The sequence below is a fragment of the Mesorhizobium sp. M5C.F.Ca.IN.020.29.1.1 genome, from assembly GCF_003997375.1.
In the GTDB taxonomy this organism is placed as follows: Bacteria; Pseudomonadota; Alphaproteobacteria; order Rhizobiales; family Rhizobiaceae; genus Mesorhizobium; species Mesorhizobium wenxiniae.
This window is the reverse complement of sequence record NZ_RZSW01000176.1, coordinates 1-10,970: the sequence shown is the minus strand read 5'-3', so window position 1 is coordinate 10,970 and position 10,970 is coordinate 1. Positions and strand designations below refer to the sequence as shown.

The window sequence follows — 10,970 nt, the reverse complement described above, 5'->3', positions numbered from 1 at the left end:
TCGCTGGTGCGGGCACTATGGCGACAGCATCCGACGGCGACCGTTCGGGGCGCGCGCGCATCGTCATCCTGCTTTTGTGGCTGGGGCTTGCCATTGCCGTCGTGCTGTCGCTGACCTCAGGCGCATCCGATGCCTCGGCCGTCAGCGTCGTCGGCGACTGGCTGGTGGGTGCAGCACCCGGCAATGCGGCGTTGAGCGCCCGCGACCGCCTGATCGTCTACGACATCCGCCTGCCGCGCGTCATCCTCGGTGTGCTGATCGGCGCCGCACTTGCCGTCTCCGGCGCGGTCATGCAGGGGCTGTTCCGCAATCCGCTGGCAGACCCCGGTCTCATCGGCGTTTCGGCTGGATCGAGCCTCGGCGCGGTGGCCGTCATCGTGCTTGGCGCCACGGCGCTGGCACCGATAACCTCGGTGCTGGGCACACTCGCTCTGCCGCTGGCGGCGTTCTGCGGCGGGCTGGCGACGACGTTGGTGCTCTATCAGGTCGCCACCAGGCACGGCCAAACCTCGGTCGCCACCATGCTGCTCGCCGGCATTGCGCTGGCGGCGCTTGCCATGGCGCTGACCGGTATCCTGATCTTCATGGCCGACGACCGGCAGTTGCGCGACCTGACCTTCTGGCAGCTCGGCTCGCTCGCCGGCGCGACCTGGCAAAAGATCGGTTCCGTCGGGCCTGTGATCGTGCTGGCGCTGGCGGCGATGCCGTTCCTGGCACGCGGCCTCAACGCGCTGGCGCTGGGCGAAGCCACCGCCGGCCATCTCGGTATCCCTGTGCAGCGGCTAAAATACACTGCAATCATCGGCGTTTCGGCGGCGGTCGGGGCATCTGTCGCCGTCAGCGGCGGCATCGGCTTTGTCGGCATCGTCGTGCCGCATCTGCTGCGCCTGGCTATCGGCCCGGACAATCGTTATTTGCTGCCGGCCTCTGCCCTGCTTGGCGCTTGCCTGCTGCTTCTGGCTGACGCCGTCGCCCGCACCATCGTGGCGCCGGCCGAGCTGCCGATCGGCATCGTCACCGCGATCGCCGGCGCCCCGTTTTTCCTCTGGATCCTGCTGCGCAAGCGTGGCGTCATTGACCTGTGAGAGGGGACCTGTGAGAGGGCTTTTCATGATCGAAGTGCGGGCATGATCGAAGCGCGGAATGTGTCGGTGGCGATCGGCGGCAAGCGGATCGTCGCCAATGTCGATTTCGACATGCGGTCCGGCGAAATCGCGGCCATCGTCGGCCCCAACGGTTCGGGCAAGACGACCTTGCTGAGGGCGTTGTCCGGCGACCTGGCCTATTCGGGAGAGGTCACCATCAACGGCCGCGACCTGTCGGCGATGAAGCCGGTCGAGGCAGCGACGATGCGCGCCGTGCTGCCGCAGGCGACGACGCTGTCCTTTCCGTTCACGGTGCGTGAGATCGTCAGGCTCGGCCTGCTCGGCGGGCGCTCGGGCGCGCTGCCCGGCGACGACGAGCGCCTGCCCGAACGGGCGCTGGCACGGGTCGATCTCGACGGCTTTGCCGGCCGGTTCTACCAGGAGCTTTCGGGCGGCGAGCAGCAGCGCGTGCAGTTGGCCCGTGTGCTCTGCCAAGTCTGGGCGCCGGTCCTCGACGGCAAACCGCGCTATCTCTTTCTCGACGAGCCGGTGTCCAGCCTCGACATCAAGCACCAATTGATCATCATGAACATCGCCCGCGATTTCGCCAGACGGGGCGGCGGCGTGGTCGCCATCCTGCACGACCTCAATTTAACGGCGATGTATGCCGACCGGATTTTCGTCATGCATCGCGGCAGGCTAGCCGCCACCGGCTCACCGCAGGACGTGCTGAGCGACGATCTGATCGAAAAAGTGTTCGATTGCCGGCTGAGGGTCGGCGTGCTGCCTGCCGGATACGTGCCGTTCGTGCTGCCGCAATCCGCAGCCTAAGCAAAAATCAGGCGGCCGGCGCCCTTTGCACCAGCATGTCGATGCCGAGCAGGTGGCGCACGTTCGGGCGCGCCGCCACCATGTCGGCGATCGTATAGCGCTCGAGGACGGCGAAGAACGCATTGAGCGCCTCGCGCAGCGCCGAATTCAGCGAGCAACTGTCGACCAGCGGACATTCGGCGGCGTCGTTCTCGAAGCATTCGGCCATGGCGAAGCTCTCTTCGGTCACGCGCACGACGTCGAACAGGGTGATCGATTCGGCCGGGCGGCCGAGCCTGACACCGCCGTTCCTGCCGCGCACCGTCTCGACCAGACCATGCTCGACCAAAGGCTGCAGGATCTTGAAAAGAAAAAGTTCGGACACCGAGTAGGCGGCAGCGATCTCCGGGATGCGGCTCAGCCGATCGGTATTCGCAGCGCAATACATCAGGATGCGCATGGCGTAGTTGGTCTGGCGTGTGAGCCGCATTTTGTCCTCACGAAGCAGTAGCTTGAGCCTAATATGGCCTATACCTTGGAATAATTCCAGACTGGCAGCGCATAATAGCTGAATAAACTCGTCAACTTTGCATGCGTGACCACGGAAATCGTGAGGCGGCAGCCAGTGGGCGGGCATTTGGCCGGAAGTGGTCGTAATAAAGACGCGAGACCGATCAGTAGCGATCTCATGTCACAATCGGCCCCGCCATGACCACCGTCCGATTCGATGCTGATACGATGCCAAGCTTTCAGCACTCAGGCGCACCAAGTTCGTGGCTACCGCGGCGCTGGGCTCTGTGTCCTCATCTTGCCCTCGCCAAGTCGTTCGAGGGCCGTTTTGCCTGGCTGGGCTTCGTCGCCGCCCTCGCTGCAGAGACCGTGTTGCAGAGACCGTCTTGAATGTAACGGGAGGGTGACAAATTGATGACAATTTTCGATATTCACGCGGAACCATCACGGTGCCAAATCGTTGGACCATTCTTACGCGCTCCAGTCGCGTCACGACAAAGCTCCAAGGAGTAGGACCATGGCGTTGTTGAAGGGTGGCAATATCGTCACGGGTTTGGCGATTGGCATTGGAGCAGGCGTCATTGCCCCCATGCTTGCGCCTATCCTCAAGCCATTTGCCAAATCGGCCATCAAGGCTGGATTGGTGGCTTACGATCAAGCGCGAGTTGCCTTCGCCGAACTCAATGAGCGAACCGGCGACGTCATGGCCGAGGCTCGGGCTGAAGTGGAAGAAGCGCGTAAAGCCGCGGCTGAGCAACCGAAATCCGCTGACCAATCCTGACATCCACATGCGGCTGTCGAATTGAAGTCTTGGGGTTCGAGTCTTGGGAGGTTCGCGAGTCTTGGGAGGTTCGTTTATACCTGTAGGAAGAATGGGGGCACCAACAAGGAGCAAGTTCAATGGCGATACTCGAAGACGCATTTAAAGGCGGCAACTTAGCAACGGGTCTGGCCTTCGGAGTTGGCGCGGCCTTCTTGGCCCCGCTTGCCGTATCCGTGCTGCGCCCTGTTTCGAAAGCGGTCCTCAAGGCCGGTCTGGTTGCTTACGACCAAGGCCGAGTTGCCGTTGCTGAGATGAATGAAATCACGTCCGACTTGGTTGCTGAAGCCAGAACAGAGATGGCTGAAGCGACCAGGGAAACGGACAATGGAGGCAGGAGCGAAACCGGCGCGCGTCGCGCCCGGAAGACCGAAGCTGCAGAAAAGTCTCCTGGCAGCTAAGCATCTTAGTCGTCTGAACGGGTCGTGGCTGGCGTGAGGGCTTTGCATCACGCCAGGCAATCGACTTGTTGCCTCAAAGCATTCCACCGCGGGCACAGTCGTTTTGCCCAGCAGGCTCTTGCGGTGGAGTTCGGTACAACAGTCAGCTAAAGGGTGCCGTGGGATGCATGCCGAGTCGGGGAATCCCGAGTCGTCCAATGGGCGCAGCGCCGTGCCCATTACCCGGATCCATACATCAGTCCCGGGTCGGGCCAGGCTGAAAATCGGCGGATTGCAGGGCTCAGGCTCAGTCAAAACTCTGCTGGAGCGGGGAGGCCACGCGGCGCATGGCGTGTCCAGCATCACCGCCAGCGATCTGACGGGAAATGTCGTCGTCCAATTTGACGCAACGTCAGGCCTTGATCCCATCATCGATTATCTCGCCGCTTTATTGCGAGGTGAGATCATTGCACCAGGCGAGATGCCCGATGCCGGGCCGGAGTGGCATACGCTTTCGCCAAAACAATCGTGTTTCAAGCTGGAGGCTTCGGCAGACGCCGGCCTGCCAGGAGATGAAGCTCGGCGGCGGTTGGCAAGCACCGGCCCCAACATCCTCGAAAACATTCAGCCTCGGTCGCGCGCGAGCATTCTTGCGGGCCAATTTCAAAGCTTGCCGGTCGCGATGCTTCTTGGTGCCGCATCGGTCTCCATTCTGACCGGTGGCGCATTCGAAGCCGCCGTGATTCTCGCAGTTGTCGGCTTGAACGCTGTCATCGGCTACCAAACCGAAAGCCGTGCGGAACGGACGATCCAAAGTTTGGGAGCGAAGGGGCCCCAAACCGCCCAGATTATGCGCGAAGGCGTCATTGCCACTGTCCCAGTTCAGCAGATCGTTCCCGGGGACGTTCTTACGGTGCAACGGGGAGACGTTGTTCCGGCCGATGCGCGTCTGCTGAGTGAGGAGGCTTTGACAATTAGTGAAGCCCTGCTGACGGGTGAAAGCGCACCCATTCAGAAGACTGTCGGTGCTATCGAACGGGTGAACGTGCCTCTTGGGTCCCGTTCAAACATGATCTATCGCGGAACGATCGTGACTGGAGGCGGCGGGCGCGCGATCGTGGTGGCAACAGGTTCGCTCACGCAAGCGGGACGAATACAGCGGCTGGTCGGCGCAACCTTCGCCCCTGAAACGCCGCTCCAAAGGGAGCTCAAGAACCTCGGACAGCGGCTTGGCTGGCTGACATTGGGCACTTGCGCAGTCCTTTTCTCTCTAGGCTGGCTGCGCGGCATCGGTCTTCTCCAGATGGCCCGCTCGGCGATGTCTGTTGCCGTCGCAGCAGTCCCTGAAGGTCTGCCGATGGTGGCGACGACCACCTTTGCTCTTGGCATCGAGAAACTGCGTCGTGAAGGTGTTCTGATCCGCAAGCTGGATGCTGTCGAGACGCTTGCGGCAGCGAGGGTCGTTTGCTTTGACAAGACGGGAACGCTGACCCTCGGCCACATCGATGTCGATACGATCAGGATTGGCGACAATGCCTACTCGATCAATGAGGATTGGGGCGCGCAGAACGCGTTGCGCCACCTGCTGGAAGTGTGCTGCCTGTGCAACGATGCCGAGATTGTTCAGACGGAAGAAGGATTGCGTTTGAACGGCTCGCCTACCGACGGCTGCCTCGTCCAGGCCGCTCTCGACCGTGGCGTGGACGTTGCATCTCTGCGTAAGCGCTTTGCACGGATATCCGTGCAGCGCAGGAGCGAAACGTATCGCTTCATGGTGACGCAACATGCAATGGAAGATAGGACGCTGACCGCCATGAAAGGGAGCCCGAAGGAGGTCCTGGCGCGTTGCCGCATCGAAATCTTGCCGGACGGCACCGAGCGAGAACTCACTCCGGAACGGCGCGCCGCCATCGGGAAAATAAATCTCGAAATGGCATCTCAGGCTCTTCGTGTACTGGGCGTCGCGCGTGGACAGGCCACAGGTTCCAAGCCGAATGGGCATAATGGTCGAGATCTTGCCTGGCTCGGGCTGGTTGGGATGGCTGATCAGGTGCGTCCGGGTACCAGCGAACTGCTGAGCCAGCTGCACGAGGCCGGCATTCAGACGATTATGCTCACGGGTGATCAGAAGGCAACGGCGGCTGCCGTTAGCGAGCTTGTCGGGCTGAACGGTCGAGGCGAGGTGGAGATTGTCGATGGCGCGGACCTCGAAGACATGTCTTCGGGCGAGCTTGCCCAGACCGCTCGGCGCGCGCATGCGTTCAGTCGGGTCAGCCCGGCGCAAAAGCTTCAAATCGTTCGCTCTCTTCAGGAAGCAGGTGTAACCGTAGCAATGGTTGGTGACGGAGTGAATGACGGCCCTGCGTTGAAGGCTGCAGACGTGGGCGTTGCGATCGGCCAGCAGCAGAGCATGAATGCCGCAAGGGAAATCGCGGATGTCATCATCCACACCGGTGGTCTCGGCGGTCTCGCCACCGCCGTCGAAACAGGCCGCACGACCCACCGCAATATTCGCAAGACCATTCGCTACCTGGTCAGCACTAACCTCAGCGAGGTGCTGCTGGTTCTGGCGGGTACTTCGGTCGGCATCGGAGCACCGCTCTCGCCGATGCAGCTCCTCTGGATAAACCTGATCTCGGACGTGCTGCCCGGCATCGGACTGGCGATGGAGGCGCCTGAACCAGACATTCTTCGGCAGGTACCGAAAGAAGACCACACGGCGATATTGCGGCGCGGGGAAATCGGGCGGCTTACCGCTCAGTCTGCGATCATAAGCGGCGGTGCGATGGCGGTGAGCCTTCTCGGCGCCACGCGCTATGGATTGGATTCTCCAATCACGAGGACCATGACTTTCGAAAGCCTGGTGATGGCCCAGCTTCTTCATGCCATCACATCGCGTTCCGATAGGCACAGCATCTTTGATCGCAGCCCGCGACCGCCCAATCACGCGCTCTCGCTGATCATTGGTGGGTCGATGGCCGTTCAGGCCGGCTGCCTCTTAATACCGTTTTTCAGAAGGCTTCTCGGTATAGCGCCGATCACCGGAACAGACGCCATCATTACGCTCGCCGGTGGAACTCTTCCTTTCCTGGCAATGGAATGGATGAAATCGCGACGTGATACCGTCGACGGCGAGTTGGTCTGGACGCGCGCGAAGGAGCAGACGAACCTTTCGGCACCGGTGTAATTGCACCGCGGCTCTACGCTGCGATCGGCATAGGTTCTTCGGCTTGCTCATCCGCCACAGTCGACGATCGATGCGACTGAGGCCGCATCACGGTGCCGACAACTGCACGAAGCACCGGTTCGACCAGGACCTCTGCCAGTTGGGCAGCAGGATGCCTCGCGAAGACGATAGGCAGAAACTTTGCCAGCAGGAACACCAAGTCCAGTTCGCGCCCGCTGATACCTTCAGTCCGACCATTCGCCACGACGAGCGGATGAAGAGTCGATTCGACCGTCAGATACGGAATGCCTCGGCAGGCAGCCAACGGATCGACACTGTTATCGTGCACGATCACCAGGCTCGCGGCCGTGGGATTGACGGTCACGCTGGATATGCCCTCCGCACCGAGAAGCTCTCGCTGCAGATTGGCGAAAAATGCGACCTGATAGCGCGCAGCCGGAATTTTGATCCGTAGACGGCCCGCTGTGCGGTGAACAACACGGGCGGTTTTTTGAACAGGCATCTCGATTCGCTCACTTTCATGCCACCAAGGCGGCCATTCGCGAGCGAGATAGGAGATTTTCACAAAAGCTTGATGACAGTCGCAAGCTTTGTGAGCGGCGCGATTTCTTAGGAAATCGCCCATGTCCCGAGATAGAGGATGCACCCGACGAGCGCGCCCACGACGGTTCCATTCATGCGGATGTATTGGAGATCGCTCCCGACAACCAGTTCGAGGCGGTCCGATAGAGCTTTCGTGTCCCAGTTCCTGACGACGTCGCTGAAGAAGGAGCTGATCTCGCCGCGCCACGTGACGATATAAAGCGCCAAGCGTTCCAGCGCAGAGTCGAGGTGTTTCTGCATTGCCTCATCGGTTGCAAGCGCCTGTCCGAACAGGGAAAGCCCACGCTGAAGGCTGGCGCGCGTCTTCGACGAGGGCATTTGCAAATCCTGTAGAGCAAGCTCTGATAGCTCGGTCCAGATTGAACCGAGCCATGCCTGAATGCCGGGATGCTCGAGCAAACGGTTTTTGGCTGCATTTATCTGCTCCCGCTGCTCGGGAGATGTTTGCAAGGTGTGAACAAGGTCCAATATTGCTTTCCGGAATTTCAGCCGCGCGTCACCTTCAGGCTCCTGCAGCTTGTGCAATACTTCGATCACACCTGAAATAAGCGCAGCAGCGATCCGACGGTCTATGGCTTTCGGAATCCACCAGCGACTGCGTTCCTGCACAAGTTTTTCGATCTGGCTGCTGTTCTCCTGGAGTAATTTTTCGGCAACTTGGATGGCGCGGTCGAATACGACGTCGGCTTCTCCGCTGACCGCAAGCGCATGAAGAACGCGGCCGAGGACAGGCGTAAAGTCGGCTTGCCGAAGCTGCTCGCCAAGCGTGCGATGGGCGAAATTCAGCAGGTCGGGGCTTCCCGCAGATCGGATCAGGTATGGTAGTACGTCGACGATCGTATCGGCGATCGCATCGGCACTGGAAGGAAGAGCAATCCAGGTGGCGAAGCGGTGTCCGACACCAACACTGCGCAACTTGGCAAGGACAGTGTCCGCCGTGAGGAAATGCCGCTCGATGAAGCGCCCGAGCGTTGTGGCAATGCGATCCCTGCTATTCGGGATGATAGCGGTATGCGGAATCGGGACACCTAAAGGGTGGCGAAACAGCGCCGTGACGGCAAACCAGTCCGCCAGCCCCCCGACCAGGCCAGCCTCGGCACCTGACCGCAGCAGCAATGTGGCGAAGCCCGGATTATCGACCCAATGCGTGCTTACGACGATTGCTGCCATTGAGCCGAGGAGACCGTTAGCGAAGGCGCGGTTGCGACGCTGGCGCCGAATGGCGATTTGGTCGTCCCCGGCACTCGCGTCAGTGGCTTGTTCGGTGATTGAAAGGGGAGAGGACGTATCTGCCGGCATACCGAGACTCCTGTATAATCTGTGAGCAGAGTGCTCTGGTGCAAGACTCCTCGATATGCGAGGCTGAAGGCAATACAAAGGAGTGCGGCGAAAAGACCAGCTGGCATCGGGGCGCAAACAGGGTTCCAACGAGCAGGCGAGTCATGCTTCCCAAAGCGACAGTCGAACACACCATGCCGGGGCGCCTTCGGGTGAAAGTTTCCGATTTCCGCGGCGACGTGTCCTATTTCCGCTCGGCAATCGAGAAGCTCTCGAACTATCCGGAGATTGCCGGTTTGAGGGCGAACCCAATGACCGGAAGCTTTATCATCGAGCACAAGACGGATTTGCCCTCGATTCGCAAAATTGCGGCCGACGGCGAAGTGTTTGACCTGCAGGAGACATTTTCGCCGCCGCCTCGCCGAGAGCCGCCCGTTCCGAGCGGAGACAAGGCGGACGACAGGAACCCCGCGTTGGAAGGGGGCAGAGCGACCGTAATCGGCCTGTTGGGTGGTCTGGCCGCCTATCGGGCGACGCGAGGCCATGGATTGGGTCCCGCCACCGAAAACTTCTGGAATGCGTTCGGTGCGCTACGAATTCTCAAGAATCCATTTATTGCGCTGGTCTTTGGCGGCCTTGGAATTCTGCAATTGACAAGGGGCCGATGGGCGGGATCGGCATCATCCCTCCTCTTCTATGCGTTCGTCGTCAGGCAGCTGTCCGACTTCGGCCCCGAAATGCAAGCGCCAGCCAATCGGACGAATCGAAATCCGAAGACCCCCTAACGACTGACAAGCGCCGATCAGCTCAAGGCTGGGAACTTGCGCAGCTCACCATGAACATCGGCAGGCACCTGCAATATATCCGCTTCAACGGCATGGTCATCGGCGGCATTGCCGGCGTCGTGCCCCATACCGCGGAACGGCTGTTCCTCGTCGACTGAGCCGCGATGTGTTGGGCCTCCGAATGGACCGCGAAGCTCCAGTGCCCTATTGTTCTCTTCAGGTGCCGCATTCGCAGCAACAGGGGAGAAACCAGCATGGCAAAGCGACCGGAATCCAACACCTTCATGGACATATTCGGCAGGTTCGGCCGCGACCTGAAGCTGCCGAACGTCGATGTCGAGGCGATCCTCAACCATCATCGCAAGAACCTTGAGGCACTGGAAAAATCAGCCAGGGCGAGTGCCGCCGGAGCGTCGTCGCTGCTCTCCAGACAGCGCGAGATGCTGCAGGACACACTGCACGAGATCGCCGACATGGCACAAAGCTACAGGGCGCCGGGCGATCCTCGGGAGTTGATGGCTAAGCAAGCCGCGTTCGCCAGGAAATCCTTCGAGACCGCATTGAAGAATGCCGGCGAAGTGGCCGAACTGACCAGGAAATCCGGCACCGAATCGGTCGAGATCCTGCGCGACCGCATCAAGGAGGCGATGGCGGAAATCCGCAGCAGCTACGATAAGAAGTAAGCTGTTCCCACACCAAAGCAGGCGGATTTTTCTCCCGTCATGTCCGGCTCCTGAAAGCCGTATTGTTGGTCCTTGGCCCCGGCGGGGCGCACAAGTGTCCTCTTGCCCGGATGAACCTGTTTCCGGCGCTGGACACCGGCACCGACGCGATCCGGTCTGGAATACCGCAGCGGAAGGCGCGGAGCGAATTGACAGAGGCGGCCGGTTCGTGGTCCGGAGGCAGGGCAAGCGATCGGGAAAGCAGGAATGACGCAAACACGGCTGAGGACGCCGCCGACCTACGAACAGCTCAGGACGATGACAGGGCAGGAGCTTGGCGTGTCGGACTGGACGACGGTCGACCAGAGCCGCATCGACCAGTTCGCCGAATGTACGGGCGACCGCCAATGGATCCATGTCGATCCAGAGCGGGCGAAGCGGCAGAGCCCGTTTCGCGCCACCATCGCGCATGGCTATCTAACGCTGTCGATCATCGGCGCGCTGGCGCTCGATATGGGCATCGTGCCCGAAAACACGCAAGCCGTCTTTAACTATGGTTTTGACAAAGTGCGGTTCCTGGCGCCGGTCAGGGCCGGCGCACGCATCAGGCTGCGCATCACGCTTTTGTCCATGGAGGACAAAGGCCCCGGCCAGTATCTGATGAAGGCTGCCAACATCGTTGAGATCGAAGGTGAGCAGAAGCCGGCGCTGACCGCCGAAACGCTGGTTATGCTCTATGAGCGGCGGCGCAGGCGGGCAGGGGCGTGAGGGGCGAAGCGCTGCATTTTCGTGACAGCGAAAATCAACGCGACATCGCCTCTTCGAGCGTCCTGAAAATTCTCTCGTCTGC

General features: G+C 60.7%; 11 protein-coding genes. 8 read left to right on the top strand and 3 right to left on the bottom strand.

The features are described 5' to 3' along the window. The first annotated feature begins 17 nt into the window (after positions 1 to 17). Both EOA85_RS15985 and EOA85_RS15980 read left to right on the top strand, forming a co-directional pair. The gene (locus tag EOA85_RS15985) at positions 18 to 1,085 is read left to right on the top strand and encodes an iron ABC transporter permease (RefSeq protein WP_127210265.1); all 1,068 of its coding nucleotides are present in this window, start codon (positions 18 to 20) and stop codon (positions 1,083 to 1,085) included. A 42-nt stretch (positions 1,086 to 1,127) separates the two neighbouring features. Further along, positions 1,128 to 1,916, top strand: a complete 789-nt coding sequence (locus tag EOA85_RS15980) for a heme ABC transporter ATP-binding protein (protein WP_127210263.1) — start codon at positions 1,128 to 1,130, stop codon at positions 1,914 to 1,916. Between the two features lie 7 nt (positions 1,917 to 1,923). Here the strand turns inward: EOA85_RS15980 and rirA are convergent, their stop codons facing one another. After that, positions 1,924 to 2,385 (bottom strand): iron-responsive transcriptional regulator RirA, encoded by a 462-nt coding sequence (gene rirA, locus EOA85_RS15975; protein WP_127210261.1) that lies wholly within the window; start codon positions 2,383 to 2,385, stop codon positions 1,924 to 1,926. Positions 2,386 to 2,922: 537 nt separating this feature from the next. Here rirA and EOA85_RS15965 point away from each other — a divergent pair. The 3 genes from EOA85_RS15965 to EOA85_RS15955 all read left to right on the top strand — a co-directional run bounded on the left by EOA85_RS15965 (position 2,923) and on the right by EOA85_RS15955 (position 6,792). Further along, a complete protein-coding gene (locus tag EOA85_RS15965; protein WP_095494486.1) occupies positions 2,923 to 3,186 on the top strand; it encodes a DUF5132 domain-containing protein in 264 nt (87 codons plus the stop codon). Positions 3,187 to 3,305: 119 nt separating this feature from the next. Further along, complete coding sequence (locus tag EOA85_RS15960; protein ID WP_127210259.1) at positions 3,306 to 3,626, top strand: DUF5132 domain-containing protein; 321 nt, start codon at positions 3,306 to 3,308, stop codon at positions 3,624 to 3,626. 331 nt (positions 3,627 to 3,957) lie between these two features. After that, positions 3,958 to 6,792 (top strand): cation-transporting P-type ATPase, encoded by a 2,835-nt coding sequence (locus tag EOA85_RS15955; protein ID WP_164759691.1) that lies wholly within the window; start codon positions 3,958 to 3,960, stop codon positions 6,790 to 6,792. Positions 6,793 to 6,805: 13 nt separating this feature from the next. On the opposite strand, the gene EOA85_RS15950 is transcribed toward EOA85_RS15955, so the two are convergent. Both EOA85_RS15950 and EOA85_RS15945 read right to left on the bottom strand, forming a co-directional pair. After that, on the bottom strand, positions 6,806 to 7,357 hold the full coding sequence (locus tag EOA85_RS15950) for a hypothetical protein (protein WP_127210255.1): 552 nt from the start codon (positions 7,355 to 7,357) through the stop codon (positions 6,806 to 6,808). Between the two features lie 44 nt (positions 7,358 to 7,401). Then, on the bottom strand, positions 7,402 to 8,694 hold the full coding sequence (locus EOA85_RS15945) for a DUF445 domain-containing protein (RefSeq protein WP_127210253.1): 1,293 nt from the start codon (positions 8,692 to 8,694) through the stop codon (positions 7,402 to 7,404). Positions 8,695 to 8,837: 143 nt separating this feature from the next. Between EOA85_RS15945 and EOA85_RS37490 the strand changes: the two genes are divergently transcribed. The 3 genes from EOA85_RS37490 to EOA85_RS15930 all read left to right on the top strand — a co-directional run bounded on the left by EOA85_RS37490 (position 8,838) and on the right by EOA85_RS15930 (position 10,888). Continuing rightward, positions 8,838 to 9,458: a hypothetical protein gene (locus EOA85_RS37490; protein WP_206523307.1), complete on the top strand. Its 621-nt coding sequence runs from the start codon at positions 8,838 to 8,840 to the stop codon at positions 9,456 to 9,458. A 254-nt stretch (positions 9,459 to 9,712) separates the two neighbouring features. Beyond that, on the top strand, positions 9,713 to 10,141 hold the full coding sequence (locus tag EOA85_RS15935; protein ID WP_127210249.1) for a phasin family protein: 429 nt from the start codon (positions 9,713 to 9,715) through the stop codon (positions 10,139 to 10,141). A gap of 246 nt (positions 10,142 to 10,387) precedes the next feature. Then, positions 10,388 to 10,888 carry a MaoC family dehydratase gene (locus EOA85_RS15930; protein ID WP_095521987.1) on the top strand — a complete coding sequence of 167 codons (501 nt, stop codon included), beginning with the start codon at positions 10,388 to 10,390 and terminating at the stop codon, positions 10,886 to 10,888. The last annotated feature ends 82 nt before the right edge of the window (positions 10,889 to 10,970 follow it).